This window comes from Stenotrophomonas sp. TWI700 (assembly GCF_039673645.1).
GTDB lineage: Bacteria > Pseudomonadota > Gammaproteobacteria > Xanthomonadales > Xanthomonadaceae > Stenotrophomonas > Stenotrophomonas maltophilia_AA.
Genome location: NZ_JBDJMB010000005.1, coordinates 132423 through 149736, shown reverse-complemented (window position 1 = coordinate 149736; position 17314 = coordinate 132423). Strand labels below are relative to the sequence as shown.

The following is a 17314-nucleotide window of genomic DNA, read 5'->3' as shown; positions in this document are numbered from 1 at the left end:
TTTTGGATCCGGAGCCCGCCATGCGTCGTCTGCCGCGTTACCTGCTCGCCCCCCTGATGTTGTCGCTGCTGGCGGCCTGCACCCCGCCCGGCCCGCCGCCCGGTGGCAGCATCGCGCAGTTCGAGAAGATCGACACCCAGCCGGGCACCGGCGCCGAGGCCACGCCGGGCAGCAAGGTCACGGTGCATTACACCGGGTGGATCTACGACGAACGCACCGCCGACAAGCACGGCGACAAGTTCGACAGCTCGGTGGACCGTGGCGAGCCCTTCAGCTTCGATCTTGGCCAGGGCCAGGTCATCAAGGGCTGGGACGAAGGTTTCGCCGGGATGAAGGTGGGCGGCAAGCGCACGCTGATGATTCCCGCCGAGTATGGCTATGGCGCGCGCCGCGCCGGCCCGATCGCACCGAACTCCTCGCTGGTGTTCGATGTCGAGCTGCTCGACGTCAAGCCGCGTTGATCCTGCCTGCATGAGCATTGCCCTGACTACCCCACGCCGGGTCGCGATCATCGGCGGCGGTCCCGCCGGCCTGATGGCGGCGGAAACCGTGCGCGCTGCCGGCCACGCCGTCGATCTGTACGAGGCCAAGGGATCCCCCGGCCGCAAGTTCCTGATCGCCGGCAAGGGCGGCCTCAACCTGACCCACTCCGATGCGCGCGACGTGTTCGTCTCGCGCTATCGCGAACGGGCGGAGGCAGTGGGCGGCTGGCTGGCCGATTTCGATGCCGATGCGCTGCGCGCCTGGGCGCTGGCATTCGGGGTGGAGACCTACGTGGGCAGTTCGGGGCGCGTGTTTCCGGTCGACCGCAAGGCCGCGCCGCTGCTGCGCGGCTGGGTGCGGCGGCTGAAGGAACAGGGTGTGCGCTTCCATGTGCAGCATCGCTGGACCGGTTGGGATGACGCGGACGCGCTGTGTTTCCAGACCCCTGAAGGCGCGACCACCGTGACTGCCGACGCCGTGGTGTTCGCGCTCGGCGGCGGCAGTTGGCCGGAACTGGGGTCGGATGGCGCGTGGGTCTCTCCCATGACCGCGCACGGCATCGACATCGCCCCGCTGAAGCCGGCCAACTGCGGCTTCGACATCGGCTGGACGCCCTACTTCAGCGAGCGCCAGGCCGGTGCCCCGCTCAAGCCGGTGGTGGCGCACTGGACCGACCTGCAGGGTCAGCCGCGTTCGCTGCAGGGCGAATGCGTGATCACCGCGACCGGAATCGAAGGCAGCCTGATCTATGCGCTGTCGGCCGATCTGCGCGACGGCCTGGCCCGCGATGGCCACGTGGACCTGCAGCTGGACCTGTTGCCGGGCCAGACCGAAGCACAGGTACTGGAGAAGCTGCAGAAGCCGCGCCAGGGCCGCAGCTTCGGCGAGTTCCTGCGTCGCCAGCTCGGCCTGGGCGGGGTCAAATCCGCACTGCTGTTCGAGGTGCTGGGCCGCGAGGCCGGACAGCTGCCGCAGGACCGGATCGCGCACGCACTCAAGCGCCTGCCGCTGGCACTGCAGGCACCGCGGCCGATCGATGAGGTGATCAGCACCGCCGGCGGCGTGCGGCTGGAGGCGATGGACGCGCAGTTGATGCTGCGCGAGCGCCCCGGCACGTTCTGCGCCGGCGAGATGCTGGACTGGGAAGCGCCGACCGGCGGTTACCTGCTGACGGCGTGCTACGCCAGCGGGCTGCGCGCCGGGCGTGGCGTGGTGGCCTGGTTGGCGCAGGCATAGATCGCGAGGTGCCGGCCAGCGGCCGGCACTACCGACATGTGCCCTGACGGGCGCTCGGCGCGGCTCAGCCGCACCTCGGCGCGCGTGCCGCGCGCAGCATCGAGGTAGTGCCGGCCGCTGGCCGGCATCACCGTGTGCGCTGCATGCGCACCGAGGCGAGCGCTACCCCGCTGGGATGCGGATAGCGTTCCTCGCGCAGGGCCTCGAAACCACAACGGGTATAGAACGGCACTGCGTTGAGCGAGGCCGAGAGCACCAGCGGCCGCGCCGGATCGGCCATCGCCTCCATCGCCTGCATCAAGGTCAGCCCGATGCCACGGCCACCGCAGTCGGGATCGACGAACAGCGCATCGATCTCATTGCCGTCCCGATCGATCACCCCATACCCCAGCAGGTCGCCGTCGCTGTCTTCGGCGACCACGCAGCCACCGGCCGCCAACAGCGCGCGATAGTGCGCCGGCGGTGGCGTGGCCGACCAAGGCGCGATCACCTCCGGCGGATACGCCGCGCTGCACAGTTCACGCACGCAGCGCGTGCGCAGCACCCACAGGGCGTCGGCCTCATCGGCACGTCCCACACGCAGTTGAACGGTACGCTCTCCACTCATCGCGATTTGCTCGTCCGCAGCGCCTGGATGCGCGCCGGGGGCTGGAAGGAATCGCTGCGCGCATCGGCCCAGTAATCGTGGAAGACGGCATGGTCCGGCACCTTGCGCAGCAGCTCGCCCGGGGCGAGATACCGGTACAGCGACGCCAGCGAACGGATCTCCACCGGCGAGACACGGCGCAGGATGTGTTCCGGCCCCAGCTCCGACGGATCATGGAGGCCGGCCGCGCACAGCAGGTCGCGCAGCGCACGCAGCGTGTTCTCGTGATAGCTGTGCACGCGCGTGGCCTTGTCGGTCGCGTCCAGGTGGCGCCAGCGATGCGGGTTCTGCGTGGCGATGCCGGTCGGGCATTTGTCGCTGTGGCAGCTCAGCGACTGGATGCAACCCAGCGCGAACATGAAGCCCCGCCCGGCATTGCACCAGTCCGCGCCCAGCGCGATGGTGCGGGCGATCTCGAACGCGCTGGTCACCTTGCCGGCCGCGCCGACCCGGATGCGGTCGCGCAGGTCCAGCCCGACCAGGGTGTTGTGCACCAGCAGCAGGGCTTCATGCATCGGCACGCCGACATGATCGATGAACTCGGCCGGTGCCGCGCCGGTACCGCCCTCGGCCCCGTCGACCACGATGAAATCCGGCAGCAAGCCGGTTTCCTGCATCGCCTTGGCGATGCCGAACCACTCCCAGGGATGACCGATGGCCAGCTTGAAACCGATCGGCTTGCCGCCGGACAACTCCCGCAGCCGCGCCACGAACTGCAGCAGCTCGACCGGCGTGTTGAACGCGCTGTGCTTCGACGGCGAGACGCAATCCACGCCCATCGGCACGCCGCGGGTGATCGAGATTTCCTCGCTGACCTTGGCCGCCGGCAGCACGCCGCCGTGGCCGGGCTTGGCACCCTGCGAGAGCTTGATCTCGATCATCTTGACCTGATCGTGGTTGGCGTTGGCGACGAACTTCTCTTCGCTGAAGCCACCCGCATCGTCACGGCAGCCGAAGTAGCCCGAGCCGATTTCCCAGACCAGGTCGCCGCCCATCTCACGGTGATACGGTGAGATCGACCCTTCGCCGGTGTCGTGGTAGAAACTGCCGCGTCGTGCGCCTTCGTTGAGTGCGCGGATCGCATTGGCCGACAGCGAGCCGAAGCTCATCGCGGAGATGTTGAACACACTGGCCGAATACGGCTTGGCGCAGTTCGGGCCGATCTGGATGCGGAAATCGTGGTGGCCGATCTCGGTCGGTGCAAGCGAATGGTTGATCCATTCGTAGTCCACGGCGTACGTGCTGCGCAGCGTGCCGAACGGCACCACGTCCATTTCATTTTTCGAGCGCTGGTAGATCAGGGCGCGCTGCTGCCGCGAGAACGGTACGTCCTCCAGATCGCTCTGCACGAAGTACTGGCGGATCTCCGGGCCGATCGATTCCAGCCCGTAGCGGAAGTGCGCCAGCACCGGGTAGTTGCGCCGCAGCGTGCTGCGTTTCTGCAGCAGATCCCAGGTGCCCAGCACCGCCAGTGCGGCCGTCACCCCCACGCCCCAGTACCAGGCGGGCCAGATCGTGGCCAACCACAGGCAGACCGGGAACAACAGGATGGCGAGCAGATACGCGAGATAGCGATGCATGGCTTTCCTCAATCAATAGCTGCCCCGAGTCTACAGGCGGTCGTCCACCACTTCCCGGGGCCATACGGATTTGACGTCGTACACCACGCCACCGGGCGTGAGCAGCGCGCGCACCTGCGCCGCGTCGAAGGCGCGGAAACGCTCATGCGCCACCGCCAGCACCACGGCGTCATAGCCGGCCGCCGCCGGTGCCTCGACCCAGTGCACCCCCGCATCGGCAAGCGCGGCCGGCCCAACCCACGGGTCCTGCACGTCCACCCGCGCGCCACTCGCCTGCAGCCGCTGCGCCAGCTCCAGCGCACGGCTGTTGCGCAGGTCCGGGCAGTTCTCCTTGAAGGTCACGCCCAGCACCAGCACGCGCGCCTGTGCGACGGCGATGCTGCGCGAGGCCAGCAGCGCCAGCACCCGCTGCGCGACGTGCTCGCCGACCCGGTTGTTGACCTGGCGCGCGGTGTGGATCAGATCGGGGTGATACCCCACGCTTTCGGACTTGTGCAGCAGGTAGTACGGGTCCACGCCGATGCAGTGGCCACCGACCAGGCCGGGCCGGAACGGCAGGAAGTTCCACTTGCTGCCGGCGGCGTCCAGCACATCCTGGGTGTCGATGCCGAGCCGATCGAAAATCAGCGCCAGCTCGTTGACCAAGGCGATGTTGACGTCGCGCTGGATGTTCTCGATCACCTTGGCCGCTTCGGCCACGCGGATCGAGGGCGCCGGCCAGGTGCCGGCGGTGATGATGCCCTTGTACAGCGCGTCGACCACGGCGGCGACCTCGGGCGTGGAGCCGGAGGTGATCTTGCGGATATCCGGCAGCCGGCGTTCGCGGTCGCCCGGATTGATGCGCTCGGGGCTGTAGCCGCAGTAGAAATCGACGTTGAAGCGCAGTCCCGATCCTGCCTCCAGCAGCGGCACGCACACTTCTTCGGTGGTGCCGGGATAGACCGTGGATTCGTAGATCACGATATCGCCGGGCGTGAGCAGGCCGGCGATCAGGGTGCTGGCACTGCGCAACGGCGCCAGGTCGGGCTGCTCGTGCGCGTCGATCGGGGTCGGCACGGTCACGATGTACACATTGCACTCGGCCAGATCCGCGGGATCGGCGGTGTAACGCGCGTGTACCGCCGCGGCGAGCTCGTCCGCCTCCAGTTCCAGGGTGTGGTCCACCCCACGCTGCAGCTCGGCCACGCGCGCGTGGTCGATGTCGTAGCCGATCGTGGCGTGTTTTCCGCCGAAGGTCACCGTCAGCGGCAGACCGACGTAGCCGAGCCCGATGACGCCGATGCGCGGGGCGAGCGCGGCGGAGATGGCCTGCGTCATCGAGCGGCTCCGCACCGCGGAACCGGGCCGGCCATCAGGCGGAGCATCATCAGGGAATACGTCATGCGCTACGGAACCGGGGGTGCAGGTGATGCAAGCCTAACGCGCCGGACCCTGCCCCACAAAGAACAAAGCCGCCGCCCGCGGAGAGTACGGACGACGGCCAAAGGAATAATGGTCCAGCTGCGGTTACTACCCTTTCAGACAGCCTCCAAGGGCAAACCCCGCAAGACTGGTCACAGCTGGTAGAACGATAGTAGGCGCTGAGTCGTGATCATTCTGTTACGGCCAGCGTTGTTTTGCGTTACGACCCCAGCGTCACCGCCGCCGGTTCCATTTCTCCAGAGACACCTGTCCACGCAGCCAGCAGACACCCGAAGCCTGGCAGCGCATCGCCGCCAGCCGCAGGCCGCGATTGGAATCCCTGCCACGGCACATCGGCGATGCGCGCAAGCGCCGTCGGCTCGACCGCTGCCGATGCCATCGTCCAGCGCGGGAAATGGCGAGCCTCCACCGGACCACGCGCGAGCTCTCGAAGATTCATATGGATGCGCGCGTTGAACACGCGCTGGAACACCGTATCGACGCCGTCCTCCGGCCCTTCGAAATACTGCAGGAAGCGCTGGCCGTCGAACATCAGCACGCCGGTGACACCCGCCACTTTGTTGAATCCCGTTGCTGCCTGCAGGATCTGATCGATATCAGACGTTTCGATTCCATCGATAGCGTCGCTGACATAGGCGACCGCATGCAGCGGCATGAAGTATTTCCTTGATGAACTTGAGCTGACTATGCCACGAAGTATTCGCACTGGGTAGGCGCCGTATATCGCCGACCTGCAATCAACAGAGGGTCACGCGATCGCGCTCACTCCGGCACCAGCACCTCGTAGCCGCGCGCGCGCAGCTGATCGGCATAGCCACCGGGCGTGACCATTGACGTCACCGGGACGGTGGCGAAGGTCACCGCATTGCGACGCAGCGCAGCGCTGGCCATGTCCATCCATTTGCGGTGCGCCTGGGCATCGACGTCGGCCAGTCCGCGCCGCCGCCCGAACTCGCTGGTCGCCACCGCATCCACGCAGGCCAGGTACTGCCCTTTCACCGCCAGGCTCTCCAGCGCTGCGATGTCGCCAACCGACCAGGCGTTGGCCCGCTCCGCCAGCAGCGGCAGGCCATGTTCGACCACGTCCAGCGTGCGTCGGAAGCACTCCACGTCCTGCAGCGCGGTGCCGCGCACTTCCTTGAGCGCTTGCCGCGGGTCGGCGATCTTGATCGTCACCCGTGTCGATACCGGTGTGAGGCCGTGGGCCTTGCTGGCCTTCTCCACCACCTTGGACACCGGCGAGGAACGCCCCAGGCCGACATCCTTGAGCGCGGCCGCGTACAACTGCCCCGCGGCGACCAGGGGGCGGTCCTTCTCGATGCCGTTGTCGCGCCCGATGTGACGCTGCTTGAGCACCTCCCAGCGCGCGTAGAGATCCGGCGGCAGGCGCTCGCGCAGCGTGCGCCCGTCCGGGTCACGCGCGGCCTTCAGCGCCGAGGGCAGCAGGGTCAGTCCGCGGAAGAAACCGACATCGGCGTCCAGCGTCCAGCCGGGTGAGCCAAGCACCTCCTGCGCGCTGGCGATCACGGCCCGCACCTCGTCGGCGCGCCATTCCAGCTTGGCGGGCAGCGGCGACACGGTACCGAGGATCCACAGGGTGTGGCCCTGCGCGTCGCGGACCTGCCACATGCCGGGCCCGGGCTGCTCGCCCGAGACCAGCACCGGCGCGAGGTCGATCACCTCGCCCGCAGCCTCCTTCGGCGCCGGCAGCGGCGTCGGACCCTGGGCATGGGCGGCGCTGCAGAGCAGCAGCGCGACGCTACACACCAGTGCTTTCCCTGCACATACTGCGTTTGCCATGAGGCCTGTCCGGAGAGCGTTGCTGCGCAGCCTACGGTGGCGCGCGTCCGGCTGCGTAAAGTTTGCGTTGCGCGCCGTCCCAAGAAGCCTTGGTGCCCGGGGCCGGAATCGAACCGGCATGGGGTTGCCCCCGGCGGATTTTAAGTCCGATGCGTCTACCAGTTTCGCCACCCGGGCAACGGCGCGCATAGGGTGCCTGATCACGCCGGGTTTTGGAATGCATGCGCGCCGATGCGCCCCTGCTCAGATCGCGCGCGAGTACCGCACCGGCTGGTCCGGCTGGGCCAGATAGCGGTCGAAACACATCGCCAGCAGCCGCAGCAGCGGACGTCCGCGCTCAGTGGCACGCACCACGCCCTGCGTGTATTCGGCCAGGCCATCGGCCTGCAGTGCGGCCAGCGCACGCAGCCCGTCGGCGAAATACGTCTCGAAGTCCACCCCGTGCCGTGCCGCAAGCGCCCTGCCATCCACTTCGCCCTGGCACATCAGCTGGCCGATCAGCTCGGCGCGCAGCACGTCGTCCTGGTCCAGGGCCAGGCCACGCCAGACCGGCAGCCGGCCTGCATCCACCGCCGCTTCCCAGGCCGGCAGCTCGCGCGGGTTCTGGCTGTAGGTGTTGCCGATGTGGCTGATCGCGCTGGCACCAAGGCCGACCAGATCGGTATCGGCGTGCGTGGTGTAGCCCATGAAGTTGCGGTGCAGTTGACCCGCGCGTTGTGCGCGCGAGAGGTCTTCCTCCGGCAGCGCGAAGTGGTCCATGCCGATGTACTGATATCCCGCCTCGGTGAGTCGCTGCACCGCCAGGCCGAGCAGGGCGAGTTTCTGTTCGGGACTGGGCAGATCCGCATCGGCGATCTGGCGCTGCGCGCGGAACAGATGTGGCAGGTGCGCGTAGCCATACACCGCCAGGCGATCCGGCCGCTCGCGCAACACCGTTTCCAGCGTCTGCGCGAACCCGGCCAGCGTCTGTTTCGGCAGCCCATAGATCAGATCGACATTGACCGAGCGCAGCCCGTACTCGCGGCATGCACGCAGGATATCCAGCGTGGCTTCCACGCCCTGCTCGCGGTTGATCGCCTTCTGCACATCGGGATCGAAGTCCTGCACGCCCAGGCTGGCGCGATTGAAGCCCAGTTCGGCCAGTACCGCGATGTCGGCGCGCGTAACGAAGCGCGGATCGAGCTCGATGGAGAAGTCGCGCGAGGCCGCCGTGCTCAGCGTGAAGCGCTGGCGCAGCCCCTCGATCAGCTCGCGCATCTGTGCCGGCGCGAGGAAGTTCGGCGTGCCGCCGCCGAGGTGCAGCTGGATCACCTCCCGCGCCGGATCGAACTGCGGCGCCATCAGGTCGGCCTCGCTCAGCACCCGCGCGACATAGGCGATGCCCTTGCCATGATCACGGGTGATGACCCGGTTGCAACCGCAGTAGAAGCACGGGCTGCTGCAGTACGGCACGTGGACGTACAACGACAACGGTCGCCGGAGCCGGTTGCTGTCCACGATGGCGTCGCGCAGGGCCGCTTCACCGTAGCCGTCATGGAAGTGCGGCGCAGTCGGATAGGAGGTGTAGCGCGGGCCGGGCCGATCATGGCGGCGCAGCAGCTCGGGGTCGAAGTGCCAGGCGAGCCCGGCGGCGGCAGGCGAGAAGGTATCCATGTCGCCAGCGTGCGCGTGCAGGCGCGCGCGCGCATTGCGTCAGATCAATTCAGGCCCGGGCGCCCCGCCATCGGCAGGCTGGGCCAGCGCAGCATCTGGAAGCGGCGCCAGAACGTATCGGCGATGCGCTCGGCGACATCATCGGCCAGCCGCTGCATCGGCAGGTTGCCGCATTCGGCAGTGGTCTGCCGGAACAGCGCCAGCCAGCGGTCGAAAAGATCGCGGTCGAGCTCGTCCATGGCCATGTGCTTGGGCATCGGCGCGCCTTTGAAGCGACGCGTGCCACGCAGCATCGCCGACCAGAAATCGACCAGCTGGGCCAGGTGCGCATCCCAGTCGTGGATCCGCGCGGCGAACACCGGCGCCAGGCGCGGCTCCTCGCGGACACGCGCGTAGAAGTCGTGCACCAGGCGGGTGACCTCGTCCTCGCTGCACAGGTCCAGCGCCGGGAGCGGCAGCGTGTTGTCGGTGGGATCGGCCATGAACATCCTCGGGCGGCACCGCCCAGCATCGTCGGCAGGGCCCGCCGCTGCCTTGATCAGGATCAATGAAGCCGGCGGCGAAGCCTTCTAGTCTGGGAACTCGACAGGAAGCGCGCACCCGCGATCCCGGCCCCCGGTCGGCGCAAAGTATAGCCGTGCCCTGCCCCCTCCTTCTGAGCGTGGCCGCAATGAACGACCTGCACGACCCGCCCGACCGCAGCCGCCGACGGCTGATCCAGCAATGGGGCGCCATCCTGTGGCCCAGTTTCGTCGCCGCCGGCCTGGCCAGCGTGGTGTTCTTCGCCTTCGTCGACCCATTGCGCCTGCGCGACATCAGCTTCCCGCAGCACGAGATCAGCCGCGAGCTCGGCTATACGCTGGGCTTTTTCATGTTCTGGACGGTCACCGCCGCCGCCAGTGCGATCACCGGGTACCTGCTGCGGCCGATGCCCGGCGACGACGACGATCTGCCGCTGGGCTGACCATGTCCGATCGCCTGACCCTGCACCTTGTGGATACCCCGCCGGCCTCCCCGCCAGCGCAGCCGCACACGTCGCTGCGCTGGCGACCGCTGTTGTCCGCGCTGCTGCTGGCCGGCTTCTACGCGCTGCCGTGGCTGCGCTGGGACGGCCGCCAAGCGCTGCTGTTCGACCTGACCGCGCGCCGCTTCGATCTGTTCGGCTGGACGCTCTGGCCGCAGGACGTGGGCCTGCTGTTGGGGCTGGCTGCCGTGCTCGGCACCGCGCTGGTACTGCTCACCAACCTGGCCGGGCGGGTGTGGTGTGGCTACGGCTGCCCACAGACCCTGTGGAGCCGGCTGTTCCGCTGGATCGAACAGGGCATTGCGCGCCGGGTGCCGGCCGCGGGCGCGGCGCGCGCGATCAAGCACCTGGCGTGGATGCTGGTGGCGGCATGGACCGGTATCACCTTCGTCGGCTTTTTCAGTCCGATCCACGGGCTGGTCGGCACGTCATGGCCGCCGCTGTGGAGCGGATGGGAAACCTTCTGGATCGTGTTCTATGCGGCGGCGACCTGGGGCAATGCGGGCTTCCTGCGCGAACACGTCTGCCGCGAGCTGTGCCCGTACGCGCGCATCCACGGCATGTTCTGCGACAGCGACACCCCGCGGATGCACTACCACGCGCGCCGCGGCGAACCACGTGGACCGCGCGTGCCGGGGTTGGGCGGTGTCGAGGCGCGTGGCCGCGGGCTGCTCGACCCCACCAGCGCCCGCGATTACGCCTTCCGCGCCGCGCATGAAGACATCGCCGGCCCGATGCCGCGTTTCAGCGCCGACCGCCTGGGGGATTGCCTGGATTGCGGCGCTTGCGTCAGCGTCTGTCCGATGGCGCTGGACGTACGTGCCGGGCCACACCCGGACTGCATCGGCTGTGGCGACTGCCAGGATGCCTGCGATGCACGGATGCGCGCAGCGCAGTTCCCGATCAGGCTGATCCGGTACACCAGCACGGCGGCCATGCAGCAACGTCCCGCGCGCTGGCTACGCCCGCGCACGCTCGCCGCGGCCGGCACGCTGCTGGCGCTGCTGGGTATCGGTCTTCATCACGTGTCGTAGCGCCGCGCTGGCGGTGTTCCCCTGCGGATTCCCGGTCCCCCGACCCGGACTCAGCGTGCGCGTGTCCGCGCACTACGCGGCGGCACCAACTGCGCCCGCCGCACGATCCCCAGCTGTTCGATGATCAACGCCAGCTCATTGGTGACACGGGTTCGCGCGGTGCCCTGCGCGGGTGGGACCAGGCGCTCGAGCACGCGCTGGTAGGTGGACCAGAATTCCGGGCCGCAGCCATGTTTCACGTAGCTGGCTTCCAGCTCGGTTCGCACTCCATCAGCCAAGTCATGTTCGCCGTATTCCATACGACCTCCGTGGGACTTGCTTGCTTCAGGGACGACAAAACCCCCTCAGGGGCGGATTCACTTCGGGTTCACTTAAAATTTGCACGGTCGTTGCATTAAGTCAATTACCCGACCGGCAAACTCAGACGCCATGATGAACCGTTCATATTGCGTGGCCGCCCGCATCTGCATGATGCAGGCGCTGTATTGACAGCAATATGTCAGTGGCGGCCTCACGGATAATCTGTGACCGTCCCGCCTCGCCCCCGGGAAACTTCACGGGAGGCACGCTCACTCGGCAGACGAGCGGGTCTCCTGGACCCCGGCGCGCTCGGGCAGGTGCGGCGCGACGAACCGCATGAGACGCTCCATCGCACTGTCCACCGGCGGGCCGCCCAGGCTGCGATCGGCAAACGCCTCCCAGTCACCGGCCGACAACTCCGCGATCAGGGTCGGTTCCACGCCCAGCCAGCGCATGCTCCAGTACGGAAAATAACGCTGCGGCACGCGTGCGTGGCCAAGTTTGTGGATGGCCCGATGGCTGCGCGCCTGCAGCACGCGCTCATGCACGGCGGACACCCCATCATCCGGACCTTCGAAGTACTGCAGGAACCGACTGCCATCGCAGAGCAGCACACCGGTGACCCCAGCCAGGCTGTTGAAGCGGATGGCATCCTCGACAAGAGTATCGAGATGCGCCGCAGGCAACGGACCCGCAACGTCGCTGACATACGCGATCGCGCACAGGGGCATGGGTAAACTCCGACAATTTCAAACCACTATGCTGGCACTTTCAGGTACCTAAATAAAGCGCCTGCCTGAAGCGTTCAGACCCTGCGTAAAAATGAAGGCATTCCGCCGCTTCTCTTTCGGTGGGTTCTGCCCGTGTGCCTTACGGACGCGGGGCAATCGAACTCCGTACCGCCTCACTGAATGCATCGAGCAGGAACGGTTTGGCAATCATGGCCATGCCGTTGTCGAGAAACGCAGAGCGTTCCTGAGCTTTCTCCGCGTAGCCGGTCATGAACAGCACCGGCAACGCCGGGCGCGACTGCCGCGCGATTTCCGCCAGCTGTCGTCCGTTGAGGCCCGGCAGCCCGACATCGGTGATCAGCAGGTCGATTTTCTTCGACGATCCCAGGATCGGGATGGCGCCGTCGGCGTCGCCGACCACTTCGGCGGTATACCCGAGATCTTCCAGCACCACGGTCACCAGCATGCGCACCTGCTCGTCATCCTCCACCACCAGGATCGACTGCCCGGCGCCGAGCGACACCGGCGGCGCGTTGGGGGCGTCGTCGTCTTCGGTGACCTCGTGGACCACCGGCATGAACAGCGACACCGTGGTGCCCTGCCCCGGCGCGGAGTCCACGGTGATGTGGCCGCCGGACTGCTGCATGAAGCCGTAGACCATCGACAGGCCCAGGCCGGTGCCCTTGCCGATCGGCTTGGTGGTGAAGAAGGGTTCGAAGATGCGTTCCACCACCTCCGGGGGCATGCCGGTGCCGGAATCGGCGACGGACACCACCGCATACTCGCCGGCCGGAATGGTCGGCAGCTCGCCGTCGGCGACGTGGACGTGCAACGTGCGCAGCTGCAACTTACCGCCATCGGGCATCGCATCACGCGCATTGATGGCCAGATTCAGCAGCGCGCTTTCGAACTGGTTACTGTCCAGATTCGCGCGCAGCGGCGTCTCGCTGATGGCCATCTGGATGCGGATCGTTTCGCCCAGGGTGCTGCGCAGCAGGTGCTGCACCGAACCGACCAGCTCGTTGAGTTCCACCGTCCTGGAATCCAGCGATTGCCGGCGCGAGAACGCCAGCAGCCGCTGGGTGAGCGCCGCCGCACGCTGGCTGGAGGCGGTCGCCGCATCGAGGAAGCGCTCCAGCCCATCCATGCGCCCCATGTCCAGGCGCATGCGCAGGATATCCAGCGAGGACAGGATGCCGGTCAGCATGTTGTTGAAGTCGTGCGCGATACCGCCGGTCAACTGCCCGATCGCATCCATTTTCTGCGACTGGCGCAGGGCCGCTTCACTGGCCTCGCGCGCGGCCATCTGGCGCTCCAGTTCGGCGGTGCGCTCGGCCACCATCGCCTCGAGGTCCAGCGCGTGCTGCTGGCTGGTCTCCAGCGCGAGTTTGGAGGCGGTGATATCGGTGACGAATACATGGAAACCGTCCGGCGCGCCTTCCGCGTTGAAACGCGGCGAGTAGCGGATTTCACTGTCGCGTCGGCGGCCATCACTGAACGGCCAGTTGGCTTCGAACACGATGTGCTCTCCCGCCAGCGCGCGCTCGATCAGCGGCCGGCGGCTGGTCCACACGTCCTGCCCGAACACCTCCGGCACGCGCTTGCCGATCACTTCCGACACGGGCCGCCCGAACCAGGCTTCATAGGCCTTGTTGGCGAAGCGGTAGTGCAGGTCGCGGTCGATGAAGGCGATCAGCACCGGCATGGCATCGGCGACCAGACGCAGCTCGGCCTCGCTGCGCTCCAGTGCGGCCCGTCCATCGGCCAACGCCTGCATCTGGTCGCGCACCAGGAACTGCTTGTCGCGCGCCCTCAGCGCGCTCTGCACGGAGCTGAGCAGCGAACCGCTGCCCAACGGCCGATCCAGTTCGATGATGTTGATCGCCATCTGCAGGCCGGGATTGGCCAACGGGCGCTTCTGCGAGCGCGGCGAGCGCAGCAGGATGAAGGGGATGTCCGACCAGGACGGCTGCCGGGCCAGCGGCTCCAGCAGGGCGCCCGCACCTTTGGTCACGGCCTCTTCGGTGACCACCACGGCGCCCACGTCATCGTCGAGCGCGTCGGCCAGCCGCGACAGGCTGTCGTGGATCGTGGTGTTCAGTCCGGACGCGTTTAGCACAGAAGCGATGCTCTCCGCATCGCGCCCGAACGGCGCAAAGATGTGGATCGCCCCGGACACGCCATCATTCCGCACTGGCGAGGCCCAGCAGATGCGCCGTATTGCCCACGAACTCCGGCGTGCCGGTCAGGATGCCCTTGAATTCATCCAGGGGTGCACTGAGCGAAATGCCCTTGCCGTCGATCTTCAACTCCCGGATCGTGTTCTCGTGCGCACCACCGCGATTCTTGATGACCGAAATCGCCTTGCGGATGCGACCCTGCGATTCGAAGAAACGGAACAGCACGACCGAGTCGGCGATATAGGACACGTCGAGGTTGCCGGTCGACATCGTGCCGACCAGGCCATGTTGCGGATTGATCAGGAGCGTCGCCACGCCCTTCTGGTTGAGATACGAGAGCATCTCATGCAGCTGCAGCATGAGCTGCTTCTCCTGCGGCATCGCGGTGACGTAGCCGATGAGGCTGTCGATCACCAGCAGCTGGCAGTGACGCTCCTCGACCGCACGCTGCAGGTTCCAGGCGAACTCGCCCGGCGAGATTTCCGCCGGATCGACCTGTTGGATTTCCAGCAGTCCCGAGTCGAGGTGCTTGCTCAGATCGATGTCCAGCGATTCCGCGCGGGCCAGAAGCGTGCCGATGCGCTCATCGAACTCGAAGATGCAGCAGTGCTCGCCACGTTCGCACGCGGCCCAGACGTACTGCAGCGCCACGTTGGTCTTGCCGCTGCCGGCGGGGCCGGTCAGCAGGGTACTGGTGCCACGCAAAGGTCCGCCACCGAGCAGGCTGTCGATCCCGCCCACCCCGCTGCTGATGGGCGTACCCACGAACTTGGCGTGGTGATCCAGCGCGATCAACCGCGGGAACACGACCAGCCCGCCCCCGCGGATGGTCATGTCGTGGTAGCCGGCGGTGAAGTTCACCCCGCGCAGTTTCTGCACATGCATGCGGCGGCGTGCCGGGCCGAAATCCAGCGTCAAACGCTCCAGCGACACCACGCCATGACACAGACTGTGCAGTTGGCCATCGCGCTCTTCGCCGGAGGCGGTCATGTCATCGACCAGCACGACCGTCGCGCTCTTCGGCGCGAAGAACTGCTTGAGCGAGAGAATCTGGCGACGGTAACGCAGCGGGTCCTGCGATAGCAGCCGCAGTTCGGACAGCGAATCGAAGACCACGCGATGCGGCTTGATGCGCTCGACCTCGCGAAGGATCAGCTTGACCGTTTCGTCCAGCTCCACTTCCCAGGAGTGCAGGACGGACTGCAGCCGCCCATCGCCGAGTGCCTCTTCGGCCGAGGCCAGCTCGAACAGCTCCAGCCCCTCCAGCGACCAATCGTGGGCATCGGCGACCTCGCGCAGTTCGTCTGCCGTCTCCGAGAGCGTGATGTACAGGCAGCGCTCCCCCTTGCTCAATCCATGCAGCAGGAACTGCAGGGACAGCGTGGTCTTGCCCGATCCGGGGGGCCCCTCCAGCAGGTACAACCGCCCTTGGGGAAAGCCTCCGCCAAGAACGCTGTCGAGCCCTTCGATCCCGGTTGCTACGCGCGCTTTTTGTGTCTGCATAAGGTCGCCAATGTGGACGGCTGCAGCATACGAAGCGCCCTGTGTAGGCCCCGTCGGCTCTGCCCGCGAACCTGAATGGAGACCCACAACGCACAAAGCCCGCTTTCGCGGGCTCTGGGCGTGTTTCTATTTGGAGGCCTGGGTCGGAATTGAACCGGCGTACGCGGATTTGCAGTCCTGACACATATCTATATGTCTCAACGGCTGCACAGCCGATTCCGTTCCGCAAACGGGCCCGAAGTCGGGCAGTAGAAGCTTACTGCCGCAAGGGGGTGTCTCCGATTGCGGAACGCCAGCGAGATCATCTAGGCAACCGGGATGCTGGGATTGAAAATCCCCGTGTCGGCGGTTCGATTCCGTCCCCGGCCACCACTTTTAAAGGCTCGCAGCGATGCGGGCCTTTTTCCTTATGCGGGTTGCACGGAATTTGCACGGATAGACTCGCGGTGGATCCAACGCGCCCTGAAATCCCGTCCGCGTGGAATACTGGGATGTGACCACTCTGGACGCCCCGGTACGCCCATGACCCTTGCAGCTGTGATCGCCCCCTCGGCACCTACTTCAGAAGTGATCGTCGCAGTCTGCGGCGCGATCATCGCTGCGCTTGCCCTGGGAACGTCCTTCTATTTCGGTTGGTTGCAGCGGAAGCACTTCCGACTCAGCTCAAGGCCGATTCTGGATGTAGAGGTGGGTTGCATCGATGAGATCCTCGGCCTCGCAAACGAAGGCGTGGGTCCGGCATTCGTTGAACGCTTCACGGCGACGCTTGATGGCGTGGAAATCGATCTGCTTTCGGGAGATGGGATCGATACCTTCATATCCGAGCTGCTCTCTGGCGCTGACACGCGTCCCTACCTGAGAGTCCGCGGCCTGTTGAAGGGGTCGGTGTTGGCGGCGGGTGGCAGCGTCCGAATGGTCTATTCAGAGGCACCGTTAGCAATTGATCATCGAAACCTGATAAGGCTCAACTACGAACGAGTTCGGCTGCACGCGGAGTATCGCTGCATCTACGACAACCAGTTCGTTGTTTCACACAGGGGGTTTGGGTAATTCAGGCCGCCTGATCGTCCTCGAAAGGCTGCAACCGATTGGCGATGCCGTCGAAGCGCGCCGCCTCTGCGCGCAGCCGGTCAGCGCCGCGCCGGCGAGTCGCCCTGGCCCTCCAGTCTCCGCTGTGATTCCTGTCCAGGTCGTCGGCCTGCTGCCATAGCGATGCCGCCCTCGCGCGCGCCCAGCGCGCCTTGCCCATGCTCTTCTGATCCATGCAGCTACTGTCGCCGCCGGCGGTCGCACGCGCCGATACGGAGGCAACGCCGGCTGACTGGCGCTACAGCTTCGGGTTCGGAATCGCGTCCAGTCGTCTCTGCTGCTGGATCTCGGTGCGGGAGAGCTTGCGGGCCGGCACGTCGTTGGCCACCAGCCGAGCCACAGCCTCCCTCAGGGGGACACCCTCCAGCACCCGGGCCGCACACCACCGCTCAGCGTAGCGTTTGCCCTGACGCACGCTGGCCGCCCTGACCTCCTTGTCTTCCCACAGTTTCCTGCAGGCCAGGACGACACGGACCCCGTGGGAATCAGGCTGCACGCTGGCGATCTGGCGATTTCTCCACCACAGCCCCCAGTGCTCGCCGTACTGCACCCAGCCTCGAGGTTGAGGGGCGGTCATGAAGCCGGTGAAGTTGCAGGGCGGGAGCATGCGCGCAGGATACGGGCTGGGGTCTC

The 17314-nt window shown here is 66.7% G+C and carries 18 protein-coding genes and 1 tRNA gene; 5 read left to right on the top strand and 14 right to left on the bottom strand.

Annotation, left to right across the window (positions count from 1 at the left end; all coding sequences use genetic code 11):
* Window positions 1-20: 20 nt before the first annotated feature.
* Window positions 21-461 carry an FKBP-type peptidyl-prolyl cis-trans isomerase gene (locus ABE473_RS06440; RefSeq protein WP_019183352.1) on the top strand — a complete coding sequence of 147 codons (441 nt, stop codon included), beginning with the start codon at window positions 21-23 and terminating at the stop codon, window positions 459-461.
* Between the two features lie 10 nt (window positions 462-471).
* Window positions 472-1719, top strand: coding sequence for a TIGR03862 family flavoprotein (locus ABE473_RS06435; RefSeq protein WP_346488874.1), 1248 nt, complete (start codon window positions 472-474; stop codon window positions 1717-1719).
* Between the two features lie 127 nt (window positions 1720-1846).
* Here the strand turns inward: ABE473_RS06435 and ABE473_RS06430 are convergent, their stop codons facing one another.
* The 8 genes from ABE473_RS06430 to ABE473_RS06395 form a co-directional block, all read right to left on the bottom strand.
* Entirely contained in the window at window positions 1847-2326 is a 480-nt protein-coding gene (locus tag ABE473_RS06430; RefSeq protein WP_346488873.1) for a GNAT family N-acetyltransferase, read from the bottom strand.
* A complete protein-coding gene (locus ABE473_RS06425; RefSeq protein ID WP_346488872.1) occupies window positions 2323-3945 on the bottom strand; it encodes an FMN-binding glutamate synthase family protein in 1623 nt (540 codons plus the stop codon). The genes ABE473_RS06430 and ABE473_RS06425 overlap by 4 nt, the downstream gene beginning before the upstream one ends.
* A gap of 30 nt (window positions 3946-3975) precedes the next feature.
* Window positions 3976-5262, bottom strand: a complete 1287-nt coding sequence (locus ABE473_RS06420; RefSeq protein WP_346488871.1) for a nucleotide sugar dehydrogenase — start codon at window positions 5260-5262, stop codon at window positions 3976-3978.
* Window positions 5263-5566: 304 nt separating this feature from the next.
* Window positions 5567-6022, bottom strand: a complete 456-nt coding sequence (locus ABE473_RS06415; RefSeq protein ID WP_346488870.1) for a BLUF domain-containing protein — start codon at window positions 6020-6022, stop codon at window positions 5567-5569.
* Between the two features lie 107 nt (window positions 6023-6129).
* Window positions 6130-7167 (bottom strand): TraB/GumN family protein, encoded by a 1038-nt coding sequence (locus tag ABE473_RS06410; RefSeq protein WP_346488869.1) that lies wholly within the window; start codon window positions 7165-7167, stop codon window positions 6130-6132.
* A 90-nt stretch (window positions 7168-7257) separates the two neighbouring features.
* Window positions 7258-7344 (bottom strand) — tRNA-Leu (locus ABE473_RS06405).
* Window positions 7345-7410: 66 nt separating this feature from the next.
* The gene (hemN, locus tag ABE473_RS06400) at window positions 7411-8820 is read right to left on the bottom strand and encodes an oxygen-independent coproporphyrinogen III oxidase (RefSeq protein ID WP_346488868.1); all 1410 of its coding nucleotides are present in this window, start codon (window positions 8818-8820) and stop codon (window positions 7411-7413) included.
* Between the two features lie 44 nt (window positions 8821-8864).
* Window positions 8865-9308 (bottom strand): group III truncated hemoglobin, encoded by a 444-nt coding sequence (locus tag ABE473_RS06395; RefSeq protein ID WP_176989609.1) that lies wholly within the window; start codon window positions 9306-9308, stop codon window positions 8865-8867.
* A 182-nt stretch (window positions 9309-9490) separates the two neighbouring features.
* On the opposite strand from ABE473_RS06395, the gene ABE473_RS06390 reads away from it, so the two are divergent.
* A complete protein-coding gene (locus ABE473_RS06390) occupies window positions 9491-9784 on the top strand; it encodes a hypothetical protein (protein ID WP_346488867.1) in 294 nt (97 codons plus the stop codon).
* A 2-nt stretch (window positions 9785-9786) separates the two neighbouring features.
* Window positions 9787-10878, top strand: a complete 1092-nt coding sequence (locus ABE473_RS06385) for a 4Fe-4S dicluster domain-containing protein (protein ID WP_346488866.1) — start codon at window positions 9787-9789, stop codon at window positions 10876-10878.
* Between the two features lie 50 nt (window positions 10879-10928).
* Here the strand turns inward: ABE473_RS06385 and ABE473_RS06380 are convergent, their stop codons facing one another.
* From ABE473_RS06380 to ABE473_RS06365, 4 genes are all read right to left on the bottom strand, one after another.
* On the bottom strand, window positions 10929-11177 hold the full coding sequence (locus tag ABE473_RS06380; protein ID WP_346478596.1) for a hypothetical protein: 249 nt from the start codon (window positions 11175-11177) through the stop codon (window positions 10929-10931).
* A gap of 270 nt (window positions 11178-11447) precedes the next feature.
* Window positions 11448-11909: a BLUF domain-containing protein gene (locus ABE473_RS06375; protein ID WP_346488865.1), complete on the bottom strand. Its 462-nt coding sequence runs from the start codon at window positions 11907-11909 to the stop codon at window positions 11448-11450.
* Window positions 11910-12048: 139 nt separating this feature from the next.
* Window positions 12049-14088 carry an ATP-binding protein gene (locus tag ABE473_RS06370; protein ID WP_346488864.1) on the bottom strand — a complete coding sequence of 680 codons (2040 nt, stop codon included), beginning with the start codon at window positions 14086-14088 and terminating at the stop codon, window positions 12049-12051.
* Window positions 14089-14092: 4 nt separating this feature from the next.
* A complete protein-coding gene (locus tag ABE473_RS06365) occupies window positions 14093-15604 on the bottom strand; it encodes an ATPase domain-containing protein (RefSeq protein WP_346488894.1) in 1512 nt (503 codons plus the stop codon).
* A gap of 510 nt (window positions 15605-16114) precedes the next feature.
* Here ABE473_RS06365 and ABE473_RS06360 point away from each other — a divergent pair.
* Window positions 16115-16642 carry a hypothetical protein gene (locus ABE473_RS06360; RefSeq protein WP_346488863.1) on the top strand — a complete coding sequence of 176 codons (528 nt, stop codon included), beginning with the start codon at window positions 16115-16117 and terminating at the stop codon, window positions 16640-16642.
* A 1-nt stretch (window position 16643) separates the two neighbouring features.
* Here the strand turns inward: ABE473_RS06360 and ABE473_RS06355 are convergent, their stop codons facing one another.
* Window positions 16644-16856, bottom strand: a complete 213-nt coding sequence (locus tag ABE473_RS06355; RefSeq protein WP_346488862.1) for a hypothetical protein — start codon at window positions 16854-16856, stop codon at window positions 16644-16646.
* A gap of 63 nt (window positions 16857-16919) precedes the next feature.
* The gene (locus ABE473_RS06350; protein ID WP_346488861.1) at window positions 16920-17288 is read right to left on the bottom strand and encodes a hypothetical protein; all 369 of its coding nucleotides are present in this window, start codon (window positions 17286-17288) and stop codon (window positions 16920-16922) included.
* Window positions 17289-17314: the final 26 nt, after the last annotated feature.